Consider the following 22627-nt stretch of genomic DNA (forward strand, 5'->3'; position numbering starts at 1 on the left):
ACAGATGGCTAAAAAGCAAAATATTAATAATAATGATCCAATATCAAAAGCAGTAGATTTATTATTAGAAAATACTGAAGATTTAACAACAGTTTTTAAAGAGGGAGGTTTGTATAAAGAATTAACAAAAAGATTAGTAGAAAAAATGTTGAATTCTGAGATGCAAAATTATTTAGGATATGATAAGAATCAACATAGTAATAGTGACAATGCTCGTAATGGTATAAGTTCAAAAAAAATTAATAACTCAACAAGGTAAAATTGAGATTGATGTACCACGAGATCGCAATAGTAATTTTAATCCTGTAATAATTGCAAAAAGACAAAGAAGATTTGATGGTTTTGATCAACAAGTTCTTTCTTTATATGCAAAAGGTATGACATTATCAGATATTAGAATGCAATTACAAGAGTTATATCATGGTGCTGATATTAGTGAAAGTGTTATTAGTCAAATTACTGATGATGTTATTGATGATGTAAAAGCATGGCAAAATCGACCATTAGATAGTATTTATCCGATTGTTTATTTTGATTGCATAGTAGTTAAAATACGACAAGATAAACGCATTATTAACAAATCTGTGTATATAGCTTTAGGAGTTGATTTAGAAGGTAAAAAAGATGTTTTAGGCTTATGAATTAGTGAAAATGAAGGTTCTAAATTTTGATTAGCCAATTTCACAGAAATGAAAAATCGAGGCTTAAATGATATTATTATTGCTTGTAGTGATAATTTAACAGGAATGTCAGAAACAATACAATCAGTTTATCCTAAAACAGAACATCAATTATGCATCGTTCATCAAATTAGAAATAGTTTGAAATATGTCTCATATAAGCATAGAAAATCTCTAGTTGCAGATTTAAAACCAATTTATACTGCATGTAGTGAAGAACAAGCAATGCAGGCTTTAGAAACATTTGAAAATAAGTGAAATAAACAATATCCTCAAATTGCTAAATCTTGATATAAAAATTGAGAAAATTTGATAGTTTTTATTAGTTATCCAACAGAAATTAAAAGAGTAATTTATACCACAAATGCTATTGAATCTGTTAATAGTCAATTACGAAAAGTTATCAGAAATAAAAAAGTTTTTCCTAATGATATGGAAGAATTGAAAATATTTTATTTAGCAATTGAAAATATAACAAAAAAATGAACAATGCCCATTCAAAATTGAAATACAGCAATTGCTCATTTTATGATAAAATTTGAAGATAGAATTAATCTTAACTAGTACTTTGTAAAACAAAGATACACAGATTTCTAAAAAGCCTCCATATAATATTAGTATTTACATTAAAATGGTTATTTTTAAATGTAATAAAATAAATTTAGAAACATAATTTAATGAATGTAATAATTACTTATTATTTAACAATTTGCAATAGCATCTCAAAAATTATTATTTTTTATTTTTCTTTTTAAACCAATAATTAAGAATGTTAATGACAAAATTATAGAGACAAAAATCGGAACTACAATTGTAGAAAAAATAACTGCAATTTTTAACCATAATAAAGGATAACTATAATAATTATCAATAATATATTCATTTCCAAAATCTTTAAAAGAAATATTATTATTGGTTAATATGTAATATCAACTATATTTACTTCACAAAGTAAAACCATTATATTCATATATTAAACGTTTTGTATTTTTAAATAAATAATTATTTTTAACAGTTACTACTTCTTTTCCGTGAAATAAACCAAGTAATAATAGTCCATTAATTATAATTAAAATAGTTAAAATAAATAGTGATACAGTTATTAACTGTAATTTTTTCAGTGTTTTAATTTTCATCTTTAAATTCTCCTTAAATATTACTTCATAAGTTTAACACTTACTAAACTTAATTATAAGTATTTTAGTTGTATTATCTTTTAAAAAATAGTAAGATAAATGTACAATTTCATAAAAATCCAAATTATTTCTTGTCTAAAATATAATAAGACTACAACGATTTAATTTATTCCGGATTTTTGACAATCTCCCGCAATTTCATTTAATATTTTCAATACTTTATATTCATTTTTTAATTCTTTAATAATAAATATTAAAATTATTATTAGTGTTATACTTGTTATTAATATTGGTACTATTAATAAAATTTTTCATAATATCATTTTTTTACTCTTTTCATTTTTTAAATCATTTAACATTAATTGAACAAAATGCACGATTTTTAGGAATATTTAAAGTATTAAAAATTTGACCAGTTACTAAAATTTCATCATTTTTGTTTAATAAAATACATCGTTTATAAAATTTTGGGTTATTAAAAATTAAAGTAACATAGTTTAATCCATTTCATTGACCTCTAACACTATAATATAATTCTTTATTACCTTTTTCGTAATATTTTGCTTCAATAGTATTACTTAGTTTTACTGTTAATTTGACATAATTTGCTTTTTCTTTCATGTTTATAATTTCCTTAAATAATTATCAAAAATTAATATTTTTTTATGATTTTTTAAATAATATTGAATATGCTTATAAGCATCTTGTTCATGTTTTGTTAATTTTATATTTCCTTTATAATTTGTTATTTTATTTTTATTTTTTGGTTGGTTTTCTAGATAATCTCAATTCATAACATCTTGTACTAATACCATTAATGCACCAATAATTTTAGGGGTTGCTAATGGATTAGTTAATAATTGTTTTGAATTTAAAAAGAAATTTTCTACAATAACTAATATTTTTTTATCAATAAATTTTTCTTTAATTAATTGAAATTTTTCTTTATACATATTTTTAGTTCATAAAACAGTTAATGTATTAAATGTTTCATTAAAAACAATATTATTAGTTTCATGTGAATATATAACAAGTCCATTATTACCAATTCCAGCGGGGTCAATTCCGATAATTAAGTCATATTGCATTAATTAAGTTAACCTCTAATAACTGTTTTAATAATTTCTAAATCACAATTACATCAACAATATTTACATTCTTCAATAAATTCTTTATGACCACAAACTAAATTATCTTTTTTTAAATCATCAATCAGTTTAATTAGTCCTATTTTAAATTCAATATCATCACTGTCTGGTATGCAAATCGTTCCTCTTTTAGTTAAATATTCTTTATCCATATTTATACCTCCTACTTAACCTAATATTTAAAATACAGTCATAACAAATCGCTTTACTATTTTTATCTATTAAAAAATATTTTCTTGTTTTTATATCATTAGTATTAAAGAATAAATAATCAAATTTATGTTGTTTACATGTTCAACAAAAATACTTTTTCATTTTATTTATCTACATTTTCTTGTTTTTTATCAATAACATAATCAATTGTTATATTTTTATAATTATTTAAGTGAGTTTTACATAATCCTAATTTTGTATCTTTTTTAATTGAACAAACATATATTTCTTGTTTACTATTATTATTTTTACAACCATAAATATCACAAAATCATATTCAATCATGTTCATTAATCATTATTGAATTACCTTACTTTCATTATTAATATGTTCTGTTGCTTCTAGCATAAAGAACATAACTACTATTCGTTTTATTCATTCCAGAAATTCTGGGCTCAAAAATAAATTGTGAAATTTTAAAAAACATTGAGGCATTCGATTCAATATTTATTTAATTTGTGTTTAGCAAATTAATATTTTAATTGAACCGGCACCGCTCAATTTTTTTTACAAGTTTGAAATTTATTTTCTCGCCCAAAAATTTTTTCAAAAAAAATAAAAAATAAAACCAACACTTGCTCACTGGGGAGTGGCAAGGTTGGTTAAATAAAGAATAGAATTAATACAATAGGTCCCTACAACAGGTCTATATATACTAGTTTCCAATTCGCTCCCACCCCAAGAATTACCATTACTGGTTAGTATATTTTATTAGAACCTGTTTAGGATCTTTTTTAACTTATTTTTGATTAAATTAATATCATAAATGTTATTTTATAGTTGAAAAATAAATTTTTAATCGATAAGTTGTCAAATGATAAAATCTTTTTAACAAAAAAATGACAAAGAAAATAAAATGTTAATTAACTGTCAGGTTAGAAATAATTATTCCCTTTTTTAGTTTAATTATGTTTAAAAGATTCCAAACAGGTTCTTAGGTATCACTCCACTTTTTATTTATTCATGCAAGTCCACATGCTCTAGCTACTATTTTTAACAACTGTGTTGTAGTTCACTTTTTTAGTTCCCTAACACGTGTTGATAATAGCGTTAAAGACGATTATTAAAAATTTTAAAATTTTACAATTACAAAAAAAAGACAAGATTTTTATTCTCGTCTTTTATCATTTATTTTTAATTCAAGGGTTTAAAAAAGAAAGGAGCTATTTTTAAAACTTTTTAGTTATCGACATCTTCGACACGCTCCCTATTTTTTAATTCCAAAATGATTTTATTAGTTCTGGTGTTATTACTATTTTTATATATTTACTTAAACTTATTTTTAAAATTCTTTCAAAAAATAAAAATTTCTTATAATAAAGGTATGTCAAAATTTTTAATGTCCGTATTTATTTAGTTATAATTAAAATTTAATTATTATAAAAGTTTAATTATAACTAAAAATAAAAAAAGCATTACTTCTACCATCCTCTAAAATCACACCAGTAACTATAATAATTGTATATTAAATACAATAAAAATAAAACGATAAATATGAATTTATTTGCTAAAATATAATAGAATTTTTTTAACATTTTTTAAACAAAATTTATTAAAATAAAATCTATTATTAAAAAGGGATTTTTATATTATCCATGTGGTTCAAATGTCGGATGAGGTACATTTTCTACTTTAGAATTAATAATATTTTTATTTCAAGGAATTACTTTATAAAATACATAAGCACAAATAAAATCAGCTGATTTACTTAAACACGAAATCATAATTACCATTTTAATACTTAAGTCAGTTCACTGCAATAAAGCAAAAGTAATAAAAATATCAATAAATCAAATTAAAAATAGATCAGCAATACTAATAATTAAAGTATAGCCACCAGCATAAAGAAAACTAAATAATGGTTGCATCATATTAATGAAAAAATAAGTTACTGCTGAAAAAGCCATATATCAAACTGCAAGTTTCATAGCATTATTAGATAAATTTGGAAATAATACTTTTGGAACTCAAAAAGCACTACCCAAAATAATTAAAGCAATAACAGTTGAAATAGCAAAACTCAATTTTAATATCTTGTTAGCATTTTCTTTAGCCAGTACTAGTTCTCCTGAACCTAACTTGCTACCAACAGCATATCCAACTAAAGCATTATATCCCCTAAAAGTAGAATAAAAAATAGCAACAACACTACCAACAATTTGCACAGCGGCAACAACTTCAGTATCACCAAAATGAGAATATAAAGCCGTTAACATTACTACTGAAACACCAAATAATACTTGACTAGCAAATAAAGGAATAAAAGTAATAATATATTTTTTATGTAAATCTTTTGTAAATTTAAAAATATTTCAATTAGGAGCATAAATTGGTTTTTTATAAATTAAATAACCTAATAATATAAAACATTCTACTGCTCTTGAAATAATTAAACTTATTGCTAATCCTTCAATACCTAATTGTGGTCCCCCACTATATGGTAATGATAAAATACAAACTAAAAATGTATTTAAGAGTAATGAGCAAATAGAAGTTATCAATGGTGTTTTAACATTACCACATGTATTCATAGTAATTGACATAATAAAAGCAAAACCTAACAATGGGTAATTTCAAGCAATTAATTTACTATATTCTTCAGCAATACCAATAGCATTTTGATGAGAATTATCTTCAGCACCAAGAATTACTCCCATAATTTGTTTGCTAAATAATTCTAATATTACAACAAAAAATATTGAAAAAATTAAAGTATAAAATAATTTTATATTAGTAGTTTCTTGAATTTTCTTCTTATCTTTAATACCTGAATATTGAGCAGTAAAAATATTACCGGTAGCAACGATAGCAAAAAAGATATATCAAACCATATCATAAATATTACTTGATGATGCAACTCCAGCAATAGCATCATCATTTCCAAATTGACCAACCACAAAATTATTCATTAAGTTTATTAATGTTTCAATTAAAGATTGTGTACAAATTGGAATCATAAATAATAACGCCATTTTATAAAAGTTTAAATTATCTTTGTTTAATGTTTTCATATTATCTCACCCAATTTAAAATTTAATATAATAAAAAAATATATTAATGTTATTATTTAATATTTTGTTATATTTTTAACGAATAATTGCTTGAAATTTTTTCTTTAATATTTCTTGAATAATACTTATTTGTCCACTTACTTTTGTTTCATCTAATTGTTCTTCTTGACTATTAAATTTCAAATTAAAAGTTAATGAGTGTTGATGTTGTGATTTTAATTTTTCATCATTATAAAAATCTACCAAAGATATTTGTTCTAAAAAATCAATATTTGCAAATATTATAGCATTTTTTACATCAGAAAATTGAATACCGCTATTAACAATAATTGATATATCACGACTTAAAGCATTAAATTTTGATCAAAGCTTAAATTTAGAAACTACTTTTTGTTGTTCTTCTATGATTTTAACTAACTTACTACAATTAATTTCTGCTAAGAATATTTTTTCAACATTCATTATTTTTTCAGTTTGTGGATGCAGTGCGCCAATAGTAGCAATATGTTCTTGCTCATAAAAAATATCTGCGCTTAAATACGGATGCATTAAAGAATTATTATTTGTTTTATAAACAATAGAGTTAAATAAATTTGGCATAACTTTTGCTAAAAAACCATCTAAAAAACCTTTAATAAAATAATACGTACTATTAGTAATTTTATTAGTATTAATTTTTGGTCAAAAATTATCCATAATCATAAAAGCTAAATGATGATTATCATCAGTTTCATCACCTGTATAAATAGTTTCATCAGTAAAAATTTTTAATTGTGTTTCTTTACGTGCATAATTATATTGACAAATTCTTAATAAACTATCTGTCAAACTAAAACGCATAACTTCTCTTGTTAATGTCAAAGGTGCTTCTAATTTTACAGGTATTTTATATTTAAAAAAATTAAAATCATTTAATCTCTGCATACTTGTTAAGCTATATGTTTTTATTTGATTAAAACCATAACTTGTTAAATGTTGTCTTCACTTCATCATTAAATTTTCCATTGCCGTTGGTGACTTAAATGATACATTAAATTGTGGTTTAATAACTGGTAATTTATCATATCCAAATACTCTTGCAACTTCTTCACTAAAATCATTAGCATTATTTAAATCACTACGATGATTAGGAACTGTTACTTTTAAAATTTCTTGATTTTTTGCATCAATTTCAATTTGACAACCAATAATAGTCAAATAATTAATTATTTCATTAACCCCAAAATTTGTATCTAAAATTTTATTAATAAAATTAAAATTAAAATTGATCACTTTTGTTTTAACTTGATAAGGAACATCATTACTAAAACCAGTAATTTCATATTTAACTTGTAATTGTCCTAAAATAAACAAATAACGTTGTAAAGCAATTAAATAATAATCAGGAACAACTGGTCTTGTTAAACGTTCTAATAATGTATTAATAAGAGCACCATGTCGCTTTGCTTGTTTACTCATTAAGGTAACATCAGGATTAATTGAAAATATAAAAACTTCTTTGGAACTTGGTTTAACTTCATATTCAATATTATGACTAACTCCTAAAACACTAAAAGCCAAATATTTATCGTGTAATAAAATATCACCCTCTTTAATTTGCAAATTACCTTCTGGGTATGATTTAGGTGAAATATTTAAAGATGGTTTTTTTAAAACATCGGCACTAAAAGTAATTAAGGGTTGACCCAATTCTAACATTACTAAATGAATAATATCTTCTGATAAAGTTTTGGGTACAATATTTGCAAGTTGTAGTGTTCTTCTAATTCAAATTGGTGTTATTACAGATTTATCATCAAATTCAATCTTTAATGTTGCTAAAGCTTGAATTTTACCATTAAGAACACTAACTTGACTTTTATTATCAAATTTTCCTATACTACTAACTTCCATGTTTTTTAAAGGAATTTTAAAATAACCGCTTAATTCTCTAGCAATACTATAAATCCCCAAACAATCACTACGATTTACTGTTAAATCAATAAAAAAAATTGTATCATCTAAATTTAAATATTGTAATGGATTAATATTACCAACCATTGCATCATCTGGTAAATGAATAATACCACTTAATTCTTCTTTATTCTGAACAATACCGCTTAATCCTAATTCTGTTAATGAACAAAGCATTCCTGAAGAAACAACGTCTTGAATTGTTCTTTCAACAATAGTAAGACCATTACCTAAAGTACTTCCTATCCTTGCTACAACAACTTTAATACCAATAACTACATTTGCTGCACCACAAACTATAGTTAACATTTCAGTGCCTACTGTTACTTCACAAATATTTAATTTATTTGATTTAGGATGTTTAGTAATTTTAGTAATTTGACCAACAACTAAGTTTGTATTACTGAACATTAAATTTTTTACTTGATCAACCTCAAAACCTAAACTATTTAAAGCATCAACGATTTCATAATCTTTAATGCTATTAATATTCAATCACTGCGAAATGATTTTACGTGAAATTATCATTTTATTTTATACTCCTTTTAATTTTTAAAATTGTTTTAAGAATCGAAAATCATTATTATAAAATAATCTGATATCGTCAATGCCATATTTAATCATAGTAATTCTTTCAATGCCTACACCAAAGGCAAAACCTGCTGTTGTTTCATCTAAATCAGCAGCAATAAAAACATTTGGATGAATCATACCAGCACCTAAAACTTCAATTCAACCAGTATACTTACATAATGAACAACCTTCTGTATTACATTTTGGGCAACTTACATCTACTTCAACTGAAGGCTCCGTAAATGGGAAATAACTAGGACGTAATCTTGTTTTAGTTTCCATGCCAAAAAATTGCTGACAAAAATAATTTAATGTTCATTTTAAATTTGCAAAAGTAATATTAGATCCAACTAAAAACCCATCAACTTGCATAAATTGGTGAGAATGAGTAACATCATCATCATCTTTTCGATAAACATTTCCTAAACTAATAATAGCTGTGGTTTCTTTTGAATTTTTATCTTGCTCGCTAAGAATGCGTGCAGTCATATTTGTAGCGTGTGTTCTTAATAATCAACGATTAAGTTTGTCATTATTATTTTCAAGATAAAAAGTATCTTGCATATCTCTTGCTGGATGATCAAATGGTAAATTTAAGCGATTAAAATTATATTCTTCATTTTCTACTTCATTACCACTAATGATTTGATAACCCAAATTTTTAAAAATTTCAGATATTTCGGTAACAGTTTTTAATAAAGGATTGGTGTGACCAATATTAAAATCAATACCCGGTAGTGTTAAATCAATTTCTGAAGATTTAAGACGCTCATTAATGTTATCTTTTTCAATTTCATTAAATTTTTTTATTATATATTCATTAATTTCTTTTTTTAATTTATTAGCTGCTTGACCAATTTCAATTCTAAAATTATGAGGAAACTTTTCTAAAGATTTTAATATATTATTAATATCCGAATTTTTACCTAAATATTGTGATTTTAAAACTTGCAATTTATGTAAATCAGCAACTTCATCAATATTATTAAATGCTTGCTGTCTAATAATTTCTAATCTTTTTTTTAAATCGTTAACCACTAACATTCTATTCCTCCATTAATTTGTTAATATGTATAATTAAATTTTATAATTCAAAATAAGTATAATTTATTTTAATATATTACTAGATATATTACTAGTAAATAAGCAATACGTTACTATTGCTACACTTGTTGCTAAATTTAATGATTCAACATTAAAAGAAGTTGGAATAAAAATATTACTATTAATTTTATCTTTATACTTTTTATTAATACCTTGTCCTTCATTGCCAAATAAAAAAGCATTCTTTTGCTTAAAGGTAATTTCAGATAAATTAGTACTATTATCTTTATGTAGAAATGTACCATAAATCATATAATTTGCATTTTTTACTTTTAATAAAAATTGATCAAAATTTTCATAATACACATTAGTATAAAAAATAGCTCCTTGACTTGCACTAATTACTTTGTGATTATATAAATCAACGCTTTCATTTGATAAATATACTTCAGAAATATTAAAAGCAGTAACACTGCGTAAAATATTTCCTAAATTACCTGGATCTTGAATTGTATCAATTAGAATAATATGAGAAGAATAAAAATAATTTAAAGGTTTAACAATATTACAAACGCCAATTATTGGTTGTGGTGTTTTTTGTTGTGAAATTTTTTTAATAATCATACTATTTACAACAATAACTTCAATATTATTACAAGCTTTTAATAAATTTGCATATTTGTCTAAATACTTCTCATCAACATATACTGCAAGTAATCTTTTTTTTAATAATGCAATACTAATTAAATGTTCTCCTTCAATTAAAAACATTTTTTTAACATTGCGATGTTTTCTTTCATGTAATAAAACTAATTCTTGAATTATTGGATTTTTAAGTGAGGTTATTTGTTTCATCCATAACTCCTTGTTTTAATATTTTTTGACAATCTTGAAAATCTGGACAATATTGAGCAACAAAATTTCAAAATGTTTTTTTATGATGAGCATGAATTATATGCGTTAACTCATGAATTATAACATAATCAATTACAGCATAATCAAAATGAATTAATTTATAATTAAGTGTAATGATTTTAGTATTTGGTTGACAAACACCTCATTTATTTAACATCGAACGAATTTTTAGTACTGAAAACTCAATATTCATAATTTCTGATCAATATTGTAAGCGACTCATAAAAATATTTTTTGACTCTTCTTTTAAAAATTTTTGAATTTTAATTAATATTTGCTTATCATCTTGAATATTTGTGCATACTACCAAATTATTAAATTCAAAATAAATAATGGTTTTTTTTGAATGATACTTAGTAATTAATTGATATTTTTTACTTAAAAAATAAAGATAACTGTCATTATTATTAATAACAATATTAGGTTTTAATATAGTTTTCTTTTTTAAAATTTTAGGTAAACTTTTTAAAATGAAATCTTCAATTAATTTTTCTTGCATAAAAAATGGAGCACTAATAATAATTTGATCGTTGAGCACTTTTAAATACATATGTTTTTGTTGTTTATATGTAATAATGTACTCTCATTTTGTATTATTATAATTGAAAATTTTAACATTAGTCATTTTAATCTCCTAAATAAAACGATCACTTATTTCCATTAATAATTTTGTGATTGTCGTAAATGATTTATTTCATTTTTATAAATATAACAAGAAATAATGTCTTCACTATTAAAATTACATTTTTTACCAATTGTAAAATAAATATTTAATAATTCAAAAAAATCATTACTTGATTTTGATTTAAAAAGAGTTGTAACAAAAGCAAATAAATCAATGAATGCAAGATTAAGATCTTGATAATTTGTTTTTTCTGAAAAACTAAAATTTTGAAAATCAATATTAAGGCTATTACCGATACTAAGAATAAAATGAAGACTATCAATATATTCTTCAAGCATTACTGATTTTTGACTACTTGGTTTTGAACTTCAATATTTAAAACATCTTTGTTCATTTGCAAATTCACCTAATTCAACTAAAAGTGCTAAAAATCTAGAATTTAATGTTTTAATATCGCTAACACCACGATTAATAATTATTTTTTTATCTAACTCATTTTGAAGTTGGATAATTGTTGAAAATTGTTTTGAATTTAACATAATTAACTCACTTTCTTTTTTTTAATTATTAATTAAGATTTCATTATTTTCTTATCTTTTAAATTTAATTTTTTATAAAATTTTGTAATTAATGATTTTTTATCTTTGTAAATAGGATTAATTTTTGTTCCTTTTTCTAAATAAAAAGGAGATAAAGTTTTTATAATAAAAATATATGTTAAAACTAGTAATGAAATACCAACAACAGACATAAATGTAAAACGTAAAATTGGTAACCACACTGAAGTGTCTAATACTTTTTTACCAAAACTTGCTGTATAACCAGCATTACCAATAAATAAGTAATTAGTACCAAAAGAAGTATTAAAAATAAAAACACCACTACCAAATAAAGTTAAATATAATATACTTTTTTTGATATATATTTTGTCATATTCAATATGACCATATAAATATAAAAGTAAATAAGAAAAAAGAATAATAATATGAATAAAATAATAATTTCAATAAAGAAAATGTTGTGGACCAAAAACTCATTTTGTTTCATCTGGTAATAAAAATGCCAAAATAACAGGACCAATTAAAGGAAAAGTAATATTAAATAAACTTTTATTAGGAATAATTAATAGTATACCACTAGTAATATTTAATACCGAACATAATTGAAAAGGAAAATAATCATACCATTGATAATTATCACCATTCAATCCATGAACAATATAAAAACTAATATATAAAAGTATTTGAAAAATACCTAAACTACATTTAAAACTATAGCACTTACTTAAATTAGCATAAAACCTTTTAAAAATAAATAAACTAATTATCAAGAATAATGATATAGATAAGCCAATTCAATAATACATACCAAATAAAGGATTAATAACTGCTTGTGGATTACCATCAAAAAATCCAAGAAAAACAAATTCCATAATGGCCCCCTCTTTTTTTAAATTTCTTTCTTATTTTTATACTAAGAAGCGAATTTATTTTTTAATTTTACCATTAAATATATTATAAAACAAAGTTTGTGATAAAAAAATATTCTTTGAAATTTATATTAAATACATTTCTAAAACTTATCATAATTATATAAATTAAAAACACTTGAAATAAATTAAATTTATTATAAGTGTTTTTAATTTATATAAAATTTTGCAATTAATTATTTTGCTAAAGCAGATTTTGATGCCAAAACTAATTTTTCAAATTCTTCTGGTTGATTAATTGATAACTCAGACAATATTTTACGATTAAGATTAATATTAGCTTTATTTAAGCCATCAATAAAACGTGAATATGATAAATCATAATTACGAACAGCTGCATTAATTCTTTGAATTCATAACTTGCGAAACTCACGTTTACAATTTTTACGATCACGATAAGCATATGCTAATGAGTTCATTACTTGTTCATTTGCTGTACGATATAAACTATGTTTTGCTCCATAATATCCTTTTGCTGCTTTTAGTATTTTTTTACGGCGATGATTAGTTGTATAACCGCCTTTAACTCTAGCCATTTATTTTGTCACCTTCCTAAATTAAATCTTTTAAACGCTTATAGTCAGAAGCAGATACTTCACTTCACCCACGTAATTGACGTTTTTGTTTTGTTGTTTTATTTTGAGCTAAGTGAGAAACAAAAGCACCACTACGCATTCATTTAACACTTCCTGTTACTTTAATTCTTTTTTTTAAAGCTTTTTTTGTTTTCATTTTTGGCATATTTTACCTCCTATTGTTAATTTTCTTGATTTTTCTTTTTTGGAAAAAGATAAATAGTTTGTATATTTTTTTCTTTTTTATCAAAGTTTTTATCATAAATACAAATATCTTCTAATTCTTTATAAAATTTTGTAATTACTTCAAATCCTGCTTCAGGATTATGTAATTCACGACCACGATATTTTAATGTAACTTTTACTTTGTTACCATTACTTAGAAATTTACGAGCCTTATTTGCCTTTGTTTTAATGTCATTGTTATCAATAACAACACTTAGTCGAATTTCTTTTTCTTCAACAATTGTTAATTTTTGTGCTTTTTTAACTTCTTTTTCCTTTTTTTGTTGTTCAAAACGATATGTATCAAATTTAAACATTTTACAAACAGGTGGTTTAGCATTTGGTGATATACATAATAGGTCATATCCTAAATCTTCTGCTTTTTTTAAAGCATCATTTTTTTTCATTAAACCATAATTAGTACCATCATTACCAATTAATAAAAATTCATAAAAGGGAATATTACTATTTCATAAATTATCATTATTTTTAAAAGCCATACATACCTCCTTTAATTTGCATAAATAAAAGTGTGCTAAAACGCACACTCACCACTACAAAACTTTATTTTAAAAATAAAAATTTAAAGCATTGAACCTATAACAACTTAGCTATCAGGTGAGCGTAAAAACTACTTTCTTTATGTCAAGTATTATTATATTAGATTTTTAATAAATTACAAGATTTTTTTAATATGTGTGTCATTATTTAGTGATAATTTCCTATTAGTTATCGAGTAAAAATTTCCCAAAAGTGAAGTTAAATATACTTGGTGATAAATATGGAAAGAAGCATGACTATGAAAGAAAAATATAAATATAAGATTATAAACGACATTACTATTAAAAAATTATCTAAGCATCAAACTAAAAGTAAACTTAACTTAACTATTAGAAGAATTAATCAATTAATTCAAATTTTTAATAGAGAAGGTAAAATTGGTTTTATTCATAAATCACGTAATAAAATTTCTAATAAAGCAACAAATATTAAAATTAAAAATGAAATTATAAACTTGTATAAAACCAAATATTATAATTTTAATTTTCAACATTTCCATGAGAAATTAATTAATGAAGAAAAAATTAAAATTTCATATAGCACACTTTATACTATATTAATTAAAGAAAAACTCACTTCACCAAAAAAAACATAAAAATAAGAAAAATAACTTACATCCAACAAGAAATCGTAGAACAAATTTTGGTGAATTAATTCAAATGGATGCAAGTAATCATCATTGATTTGGTAATGATAAACCAAAAGCATTTTACATGCTGCAATTGATGATGCTACAAGCAATATTGTCGGGCTATGATTTGATCATCAAGAAACATTAGATGGTTATTATAATGTCTTTTATCAAATTTTAACTAAATATGGCATACCAAAATCATTTTATACTGATAACAGAACAGTTTTTGGATATAAGAACCTGTTTGGAATCTTTTAAACATAATTAAACTAAAAAAGGGAATAATTATTTCTAACCTGACAGTTAATTAACATTTTATTTTCTTTGTCATTTTTTTGTTAAAAAGATTTTATCATTTGACAACTTATCGATTAAAAATTTATTTTTCAACTATAAAATAACATTTATGATATTAATTTAATCAAAAATAAGTTAAAAAAGATCCTAAACAGGTTCTAAGAAAAAAATCGATGCGGGTAAAATAAACACAGAAAATGACACTTATACTCAATTTCAAAAATGCTGTAATGATTTGGGTGTTGAAATAATTAGAACTTCAATTCCACAAGCTAAAGGTCGAATTGAACGCTTATTTGGAACACTTCAAAGTCGATTAATTAGCGAACTAAGACTTAATAAAATTAAAACTTTAGAAGAAGCTAATCAATTTCTTAAAACGTACATAAACTTTTTTAATAAACAGTTTGCTTTTCCTATTGATGATAATAAATCTGCTATGATTAAAGCTCCTACACAAGAAGAAATAAATATTTATCTTTCAAGATTTTCTAAAAGAAAAACAGATAGTGGTTCAACTATAACATATTATAGTAAAAAATATTTTCCTTATAAAAATAACAAAGTTCAATATATACAACCTAGAACTGATGTAATTGTACTTAAATCATTTATTAATGACTTATATCTTAGTTACAATAATCAAATGTATGAACTAAAAGAAATAGCTTTAAAACCAATTATCAAAGAAAATTTAATAAAAACTAAAAAAGTTTATATACCCAATAAAAATCATCCTTGAAGATATGGATATTAATAATTCCTAATTAAAGTTATATAAGATTTACATTTTGTGAATACTAAACCATATAAATTTTTAAATCATTTGTATATGAGCAAATTTTGTTACCTAAAATTGATTTTAAATATAAAAGAAATTGTAATTGCAATCTATCGTTTTTACATTTGTGGTAAGTTTGATTTATTCGGATTTATTAATAAATTATTTAAAGTTGCATTATTAATTTTATTAACATCTATATTTATTTCACTATTTGATTTTCTTATATATAATTCTTTTACTTTTTTAATATTTCCAAAAAGTTCTTTTGATATTTTTATAAAAAAATCATTTTTTTCTTTAATTATTTTATTTTTATCAATTTTTCCAAAAGTAAATATTTTTAATATTAAATAACTAATTTTTTTAAATTTGCTAATCTTTTGTTTTTTTAAATTTTCATTAATATCAACAATAGTAGTTTGAGCTAAATTAACTCTATTACTAATAATTTCTGGAGTAAATTGATTTTTATCAATGATTATTTTTATCAATTCTTTATTAATTCATTCATATTCTTCTTGTAAATTTTTATTCATTTTTTCATCCTTTCAAAATAAAAACTCATTTACTTTGAAATTAAAGCAATGAGTTAAAAACTTATATTAAGTTTAATTAAATTATACAAAAAAAATCCTATATTAAAAACAGGAATTAAAATTTTAAAGGTTATTTGGAATTTGTGTTTATTTAATAGTGTAACTTTCCAAAATAATTTAATTTTTTGATAAATATTTTTAGGAAATTTTCATTCGATATTGACAATGAATTAATTATTGGAATTGACCCTGCTGGTATTGGTAATAATGGAATTGTTATATATTCAAATGAAACTAATAATATTGTTTTTAATGAAACATTCAATACATTAACTGTTTTATGAACTAAAAATATTTATAAAGAAAAATTTCAATTAATTAAAGAAAAATTTATTGATAAAAAAATATTAGTTATTGTAGAAAATTTCTTTTTAAATTCAAAACAATTATTAACTAATCCATTAGCAACTCCTAAAATTATTGGTTCATTAATGGTATTAGTACAAGATGTTTTCAACTGAGATTATTTCGAAAATCACCCAAAAAATAAAACTAAAATAGAAAATTATAAAGGAAATATAAAATATGGATATAATGTTAGAGAATAACAATAACGAAAAAACAAAAGATGAATCTATTTTTATACCTTCTCCTGCTATTTTTGTAGAAATTTCATTTGAAAACATTAAAACTAAAAAACAAAAACATGCAGAAAGACAAAAAAATATGGACGTATTTCAAATGTGGATATAATTTAATTTTCTTTAAATAAAAGATAAAATAAATTATTAATTTTTGTAATAATTACAACACATTAATTAAAAAAAATAAAGTATTTTGTGTCACATTTTTATTAATATAAGAGGCTTTTTAGAAATCTGTGTATCTTTGTTTTACAAAGTACTAGTTAAGATTAATTCTATCTTCAAATTTTATCATAAAATGAGCAATTGCTGTATTTCAATTTTGAATGGGCATTGTTCATTTTTTTGTTATATTTTCAATTGCTAAATAAAATATTTTCAATTCTTCCATATCATTAGGAAAAACTTTTTTATTTCTGATAACTTTTCGTAATTGACTATTAACAGATTCAATAGCATTTGTGGTATAAATTACTCTTTTAATTTCTGTTGGATAACTAATAAAAACTATCAAATTTTCTCAATTTTTATATCAAGATTTAGCAATTTGAGGATATTGTTTATTTCACTTATTTTCAAATGTTTCTAAAGCCTGCATTGCTTGTTCTTCACTACATGCAGTATAAATTGGTTTTAAATCTGCAACTAGAGATTTTCTATGCTTATATGAGACATATTTCAAACTATTTCTAATTTGATGAACGATGCATAATTGATGTTCTGTTTTAGGATAAACTGATTGTATTGCTTCTGACATTCCTGTTAAATTATCACTACAAGCAATAAGAATATCATTTAAGCTTCGATTTTTCATTTCTGTGAAATTGGCTAATCAAAATTTAGAACCTTCATTTTCACTAATTCATAAGCCTAAAACATCTTTTTTACCTTCTAAATCAACTCCTAAAGCTATATACACAGATTTGTTAATAATGCGTTTATCTTGTCGTATTTTAACTACTATGCAATCAAAATAAATAATCGGATAAATACTATCTAATGGTCGATTTTGCCATGCTTTTACATCATCAATAACATCATCAGTAATTTGACTAATAACACTTTCACTAATATCAGCACCATGATATAACTCTTGTAATTGCATTCTAATATCTGATAATGTCATACCTTTTGCATATAAAGAAAGAACTTGTTGATCAAAACCATCAAATCTTCTTTGTCTTTTTGCAATTATTAAAGGATTAAAATTACTATTGCGATCTCGTGGTACATCAATCTCAATTTTACCTTGTTGAGTTATTAATTTTTTTGAACTTATACCATTACGAGCATTGTCACTATTACTATGTTGATTCTTATCATATCCTAAATAATTTTGCATCTCAGAATTCAACATTTTTTCTACTAATCTTTTTGTTAATTCTTTATACAAACCTCCCTCTTTAAAAACTGTTGTTAAATCTTCAGTATTTTCTAATAATAAATCTACTGCTTTTGATATTGGATCATTATTATTAATATTTTGCTTTTTAGCCATCTGTAATTCACTCTTTCTAGGTTTATTATAGAATTAATTAAACATAGTTATTTTTGTAAGTTACACAGATTACTAAACATTACCGAGAAATTTTAGAAATGATTGGTGTACAAGTTATAGCAGTAGCACTTGCAATCAGTTACTTTTTCTTTTAATTTATTAATTTTCTCAAATGCTTGTTTTTCTAATTTTTCAAATTTTTCTTGTAATTTATATATACTTTCTCGTAATTTTTCAAAATATGATGTATTTTTTCAAAATTTATTTAAACCTTTTTTTAAATAAAATCTAATATCCAAATATTTAAAAATTTTATTTGCATTTAAAACAATCTTATGAATTGAACTTTTTTTAAAATTAAATTTAATAGCATTAGCACGAATTTTTTGTAAATCTAAAATTAAAGTTTTTCCATATCTATTTTCTGAATGTATTGTATGAACTAAATTTAATCAATCATGTTGGTTCATAGATAGTACTTTTTTTAAATCAGTATTATATTTTTTTAAAAAGTTATTTGCTTTTTCAATATCTTTAATTTTAAATTTAGGAGTTAATTGTGGACTTAGTTTTATTAATGTATTTTGTAATAATAAGTAATCTTTTAATTCTTGTGCTTCTAATTTTTGAAAATTATTTTTATATTGTCTTTCAGCAACATATCCTAAATCTCGTAATACTGTTTCACGATTAGGAGTAAAACTATAATTCATTAAATAACGTTTATTACCAATAATTTTATCTGTTAAAATTTCTTTTCCACTTACTTGACTTATAATTTCTTGTAAGTTTTTTGCTTCTTTAATTCCAACTTGTTCTAATGTTTTAGTTTTTTCTGCTAATTTAATAAATTTAGTAGTACGATAACCACGACTAATTTTATTAAGTCCAGCAAATGCAGGAAGTATATTAAAGAAAGTATTTAATTTTGTTAGAACCTGTTTAGGATCTTTTTTAACTTATTTTTGATTAAATTAATATCATAAATGTTATTTTATAGTTGAAAAATAAATTTTTAATCGATAAGTTGTCAAATGATAAAATCTTTTTAACAAAAAAATGACAAAGAAAATAAAATGTTAATTAACTGTCAGGTTAGAAATAATTATTCCCTTTTTTAGTTTAATTATGTTTAAAAGATTCCAAACAGGTTCTTACATTTCCTTTTAAATAATCATAAACTTGATTAATAGTAAAATCAGTTAAAAACTCTACACCAATAGCACTAATACTAGCAACTAAATCACTTGCACCTAATCCAAGGACTACACTTTCACTTAATCCACCAGTAAAAGGAGCAAGTGCTACTGCTATAACTTGTACACCAATCATTTCTAAAATTTCTCATCAAAAACTTTTATTTTCTTGTTGGTTACTTGTTCTAGTATGTTTTGGTTTATTTATGTTTAAAAGTATTGCTGTACTAGTTGTACCGATTGGCATGGTATTAATTTCCTTTATTTAAGAGTTATTTTAATTGGATTTGTTGTTCCTTTATAATTTAAGTCATTAACATTTGCAGTAATAGTTATATATAAGTCACCTGCTTTTTGTTTTTGATTACTTACATTAGTTTTTCCTTGTGCGTCACTAAAATATTTAATAGTTGGATTTGTTAAATTTGGATTTAATGATTTAAGTTCATTAGTACTTTTTATTTGTGTATTTAATTCACTATTATTGTTATTAACATTTGCAGTAATATCAGTTGTTAAATTTGTAATTTTAGTTTTTAAATCAGTTTTATCAGTATTAATAATTCCACATGCCATTCAACGTGATGTTGTTTCATTATTAGAAATATAAGGTATGGCTTGACCTGTAACTTCTCCACCAACTAAATACATTCTTCCAACTTTACCATCTGCCACTTCTTGAACATAAATAATTGTATCTTGCAACATATATCTTTTCATTGCTCTTGGTGTTGCTAAAACAAATGACATAATTTCATCATCATTTTTATCATTTTTAAAAGTCATATAGTCATCCATTACAATTTGACATAAAACACCTTTAATATATAAATCATTACCATTTAATCTTAATTGTTGTGCAATTTCATTATCAGTAATTAAACCTTTATTATCTGCCAAATAAACTATACTATCATAAAGAGAATTAGTAATAAAGAATCTACAATTTGCAATATTTCTATATTGAAATAATGTATTTCATGCCCCCAACATTGCTTCTACATATTTAATTGCTTGTGCTTTTGGTTCTGTTGATTTTTCAATCATAAATTTAATTGCATATTTTGCAATTACATTAGTATTGTTATTAGCTAAATAATCTGCTAAATCATTAGCAACTTCATATTGCATACTTTGTAATAAATTTTGACCATTTTCTGCTAATAAATCTTTTGCTGCAATTGTTTCGCCAGCAACGGCTTCTTCTGTAATTTCTTTAATAATTTTATCTGTATCAGCATATCCAACATCTATTCTTTTACTTTTATCATTTCATTGAAGAGCTTTAACTTTTGGGTCTTTTGGTTTTTTAACTATAAATTCAATTCTTGTTGAATTAACCATTTCGATAGGAAAAAAACTTGCCCACGGACTATTTGATTGTTTAAAAAATTCTATAAATTCTGGTGCTTCTACTAATTTTTCGGTATTATCTAAATTTTGTTTGAATGGTACTGCCATTTTTTATTTTCCTTCCTTATAATTTATTTTTATTTTTATAATCCAATAATGTACTTTTTATTGAATTTGGTTGATTTGTTATTATTGTTTGTGGTTTGCCACCTGTATTAATTGTTTCTTTAAATACTGGTTGTTCTTTAATCATTTTTTTAATAGTTTCTTCAATTTTTGAATTTTCTATATTACTTGTTTTAAATTTTAAATAATCATAAAATTCAGTTTTAACTTGATATTTTTTAAATATATTAATAATTTCTTTTTCTTTAATTTCTTGATTAAGTTTATTTAACTTATTTTCTGCTTCATTAACTTTATTTTCTATTTCTTGTGAAGAAGCATTATTTTCAGTTAAAGGTTCAGTTGTTTGTTGAACATTATTTTCATTTTCTAACATTTAACATTCTCCTAATCTTATCCCAATAATCAATCTTTAACTAATTGTGGCATTTCACTTATTAGTTTTTTATAATCATTAACAGCATTTTCTAATATATCAATATCAGAAAATTTAAAACAATTTCCTATATCTAAATCAAAATCTCTATCAATTTTGATATTATTTTTTCTATATTTTTCATTAAATTCAATTTTTGTCATATTATTTTTCTCCTTTATTAATTTTTTCATTTAATTTTGCTAATTTTTTTTGATGTTTTATAATTTTGTTATTTGCTCTAACATGTTTTGGAGTTGTAATAAATCTTTTTAATAAAACAATAATTTCTCTGCAAATTAATGTTCCAACACTTGTTCCAATAATTATTAATTCATGTAAAAATTCTTTCATCTCAATATTTTCCTTTCAATTATTTATTTTTTAATTATTCATCAAATTGACCACCATTAATTCTTTCAATCATTGATTGTGAATTACTTATAATTTTTACTAATACAGATATTTCTTTATTTAATTGTTCCATTCTTTCTTTATATGATTGTATTTCTTGATTATAATATTCAATTATTTTTTCTTTATTCATTGCTTTTCACCCCCTTTATAAACTCATGTGATTGTAATCTCAATTTAATGAAGCATTATCAGTATTTAATGGTACTTCGCTCATATTATCACTACCGTATTGACTGGTTGTTTCACTATTAATTGAAAATCTATTATCATTAATTAATCTTGTAGTTTCATTATTAAATGTTGTTTCTTGCATTTCTTCAACATGATGATTTGTTTCCATAGGTAATAAATTATGAATAATTTCAGATGCCCCAGCAATAATGGTAGGTACTGCATAAGCATTATTAAAATTATTATTTATACCCATAGCAACACCAGTACTAATCAAACATCCACCAGTTGCCATATTACAAATTTTTCTTATTGTTTCAAATTTATTAGGTATTAACTCAGTTAATCCACTAATAAGATTTGAAATACCATAAGCATTTAAACTAATATATGTATCTCAATCCATTA

At 22.8% G+C, this 22627-nt stretch carries 28 protein-coding genes and 3 pseudogenes; 5 read left to right on the forward strand and 26 right to left on the reverse strand.

All coding sequences use genetic code 4. From position 1 onward, the window contains the following. The first annotated feature begins 4 nt into the window (after positions 1-4). Positions 5-1244, forward strand: a pseudogene (locus tag ACXUB0_RS11215) (IS256 family transposase). Positions 1245-1381: 137 nt separating this feature from the next. Here ACXUB0_RS11215 and ACXUB0_RS11220 read toward each other — a convergent pair. From ACXUB0_RS11220 to infC, 16 genes are all read right to left on the reverse strand, one after another. Beyond that, on the reverse strand, positions 1382-1816 hold the full coding sequence (locus ACXUB0_RS11220; protein ID WP_458258679.1) for a hypothetical protein: 435 nt from the start codon (positions 1814-1816) through the stop codon (positions 1382-1384). 161 nt (positions 1817-1977) lie between these two features. Next, positions 1978-2139 carry a hypothetical protein gene (locus tag ACXUB0_RS11225; protein WP_458258680.1) on the reverse strand — a complete coding sequence of 54 codons (162 nt, stop codon included), beginning with the start codon at positions 2137-2139 and terminating at the stop codon, positions 1978-1980. Between the two features lie 4 nt (positions 2140-2143). Continuing rightward, entirely contained in the window at positions 2144-2437 is a 294-nt protein-coding gene (locus tag ACXUB0_RS11230) for a hypothetical protein (RefSeq protein ID WP_458257366.1), read from the reverse strand. 2 nt (positions 2438-2439) lie between these two features. Beyond that, the gene (locus tag ACXUB0_RS11235) at positions 2440-2904 is read right to left on the reverse strand and encodes a hypothetical protein (protein ID WP_458258681.1); all 465 of its coding nucleotides are present in this window, start codon (positions 2902-2904) and stop codon (positions 2440-2442) included. Between the two features lie 8 nt (positions 2905-2912). Next, positions 2913-3116 carry a hypothetical protein gene (locus ACXUB0_RS11240; RefSeq protein WP_281748672.1) on the reverse strand — a complete coding sequence of 68 codons (204 nt, stop codon included), beginning with the start codon at positions 3114-3116 and terminating at the stop codon, positions 2913-2915. Positions 3117-3280: 164 nt separating this feature from the next. Continuing rightward, entirely contained in the window at positions 3281-3475 is a 195-nt protein-coding gene (locus ACXUB0_RS11245) for a hypothetical protein (protein WP_458257368.1), read from the reverse strand. 1291 nt (positions 3476-4766) lie between these two features. After that, on the reverse strand, positions 4767-6188 hold the full coding sequence (locus ACXUB0_RS11250; protein ID WP_458258682.1) for an MATE family efflux transporter: 1422 nt from the start codon (positions 6186-6188) through the stop codon (positions 4767-4769). Between the two features lie 75 nt (positions 6189-6263). Further along, positions 6264-8669, reverse strand: a complete 2406-nt coding sequence (gene pheT / locus ACXUB0_RS11255; protein ID WP_458258683.1) for a phenylalanine--tRNA ligase subunit beta — start codon at positions 8667-8669, stop codon at positions 6264-6266. Positions 8670-8693: 24 nt separating this feature from the next. Next, positions 8694-9758, reverse strand: coding sequence for a phenylalanine--tRNA ligase subunit alpha (gene pheS / locus ACXUB0_RS11260; protein WP_458258684.1), 1065 nt, complete (start codon positions 9756-9758; stop codon positions 8694-8696). Positions 9759-9821: 63 nt separating this feature from the next. Further along, positions 9822-10613: a TrmH family RNA methyltransferase gene (locus tag ACXUB0_RS11265; RefSeq protein WP_458258685.1), complete on the reverse strand. Its 792-nt coding sequence runs from the start codon at positions 10611-10613 to the stop codon at positions 9822-9824. Next, entirely contained in the window at positions 10591-11298 is a 708-nt protein-coding gene (locus ACXUB0_RS11270) for a M48 family metallopeptidase (protein WP_458258686.1), read from the reverse strand. The genes ACXUB0_RS11265 and ACXUB0_RS11270 overlap by 23 nt, the downstream gene beginning before the upstream one ends. A 35-nt stretch (positions 11299-11333) precedes the next feature. Next, entirely contained in the window at positions 11334-11837 is a 504-nt protein-coding gene (locus ACXUB0_RS11275; protein WP_458258687.1) for a dUTP diphosphatase, read from the reverse strand. A 32-nt stretch (positions 11838-11869) separates the two neighbouring features. Further along, entirely contained in the window at positions 11870-12730 is an 861-nt protein-coding gene (locus tag ACXUB0_RS11280) for a TMEM164 family acyltransferase (protein ID WP_458258688.1), read from the reverse strand. 233 nt (positions 12731-12963) lie between these two features. After that, entirely contained in the window at positions 12964-13323 is a 360-nt protein-coding gene (gene rplT, locus ACXUB0_RS11285; RefSeq protein WP_252320320.1) for a 50S ribosomal protein L20, read from the reverse strand. A gap of 16 nt (positions 13324-13339) precedes the next feature. Beyond that, positions 13340-13528: a 50S ribosomal protein L35 gene (rpmI, locus tag ACXUB0_RS11290; RefSeq protein ID WP_458258689.1), complete on the reverse strand. Its 189-nt coding sequence runs from the start codon at positions 13526-13528 to the stop codon at positions 13340-13342. A 16-nt stretch (positions 13529-13544) separates the two neighbouring features. Continuing rightward, on the reverse strand, positions 13545-14087 hold the full coding sequence (infC, locus tag ACXUB0_RS11295; RefSeq protein WP_174480738.1) for a translation initiation factor IF-3: 543 nt from the start codon (positions 14085-14087) through the stop codon (positions 13545-13547). Positions 14088-14368: 281 nt separating this feature from the next. On the opposite strand from infC, the pseudogene ACXUB0_RS11300 reads away from it, so the two are divergent. Then, positions 14369-15016 (forward strand): annotated as a pseudogene (locus ACXUB0_RS11300) (ISNCY family transposase); the annotation flags it as partial. A 217-nt stretch (positions 15017-15233) separates the two neighbouring features. Then, positions 15234-15836 (forward strand): annotated as a pseudogene (locus tag ACXUB0_RS11305) (ISNCY family transposase); the annotation flags it as partial. 143 nt (positions 15837-15979) lie between these two features. On the opposite strand, the gene ACXUB0_RS11310 reads toward ACXUB0_RS11305, so the two are convergent. Further along, positions 15980-16399: a hypothetical protein gene (locus tag ACXUB0_RS11310; protein ID WP_458257688.1), complete on the reverse strand. Its 420-nt coding sequence runs from the start codon at positions 16397-16399 to the stop codon at positions 15980-15982. A 185-nt stretch (positions 16400-16584) separates the two neighbouring features. On the opposite strand from ACXUB0_RS11310, the gene ACXUB0_RS11315 reads away from it, so the two are divergent. Together ACXUB0_RS11315 and ACXUB0_RS11320 are read left to right on the forward strand one after the other, a co-directional pair. Further along, positions 16585-17007, forward strand: coding sequence for a hypothetical protein (locus ACXUB0_RS11315; protein ID WP_458258690.1), 423 nt, complete (start codon positions 16585-16587; stop codon positions 17005-17007). After that, entirely contained in the window at positions 16985-17152 is a 168-nt protein-coding gene (locus ACXUB0_RS11320; RefSeq protein ID WP_458257663.1) for a hypothetical protein, read from the forward strand. The genes ACXUB0_RS11315 and ACXUB0_RS11320 overlap by 23 nt, the downstream gene beginning before the upstream one ends. 150 nt (positions 17153-17302) lie before the next feature. On the opposite strand, the gene ACXUB0_RS11325 is transcribed toward ACXUB0_RS11320, so the two are convergent. The 9 genes from ACXUB0_RS11325 to ACXUB0_RS11365 form a co-directional block, all read right to left on the reverse strand. Continuing rightward, on the reverse strand, positions 17303-18541 hold the full coding sequence (locus ACXUB0_RS11325) for an IS256 family transposase (protein WP_458258691.1): 1239 nt from the start codon (positions 18539-18541) through the stop codon (positions 17303-17305). A 92-nt stretch (positions 18542-18633) separates the two neighbouring features. Further along, positions 18634-19254, reverse strand: a complete 621-nt coding sequence (locus ACXUB0_RS11330) for a hypothetical protein (RefSeq protein ID WP_458258692.1) — start codon at positions 19252-19254, stop codon at positions 18634-18636. 409 nt (positions 19255-19663) lie between these two features. Beyond that, positions 19664-19984, reverse strand: a complete 321-nt coding sequence (locus ACXUB0_RS11335; protein ID WP_458258693.1) for a hypothetical protein — start codon at positions 19982-19984, stop codon at positions 19664-19666. Between the two features lie 14 nt (positions 19985-19998). Then, on the reverse strand, positions 19999-21198 hold the full coding sequence (locus ACXUB0_RS11340) for a hypothetical protein (protein WP_458258694.1): 1200 nt from the start codon (positions 21196-21198) through the stop codon (positions 19999-20001). Between the two features lie 16 nt (positions 21199-21214). Further along, a complete protein-coding gene (locus ACXUB0_RS11345; protein WP_458257496.1) occupies positions 21215-21592 on the reverse strand; it encodes a hypothetical protein in 378 nt (125 codons plus the stop codon). A 17-nt stretch (positions 21593-21609) separates the two neighbouring features. Then, positions 21610-21795: a hypothetical protein gene (locus tag ACXUB0_RS11350; RefSeq protein ID WP_458257413.1), complete on the reverse strand. Its 186-nt coding sequence runs from the start codon at positions 21793-21795 to the stop codon at positions 21610-21612. Position 21796: 1 nt separating this feature from the next. Continuing rightward, positions 21797-21985, reverse strand: a complete 189-nt coding sequence (locus ACXUB0_RS11355) for a hypothetical protein (protein ID WP_174481134.1) — start codon at positions 21983-21985, stop codon at positions 21797-21799. Between the two features lie 34 nt (positions 21986-22019). Then, on the reverse strand, positions 22020-22178 hold the full coding sequence (locus ACXUB0_RS11360) for a hypothetical protein (protein WP_458257360.1): 159 nt from the start codon (positions 22176-22178) through the stop codon (positions 22020-22022). A gap of 15 nt (positions 22179-22193) precedes the next feature. Continuing rightward, a complete protein-coding gene (locus ACXUB0_RS11365; protein WP_458258695.1) occupies positions 22194-22625 on the reverse strand; it encodes a hypothetical protein in 432 nt (143 codons plus the stop codon). Positions 22626-22627: the final 2 nt, after the last annotated feature.

It is taken from the genome of Spiroplasma endosymbiont of Dactylopius coccus, from assembly GCF_977110965.1.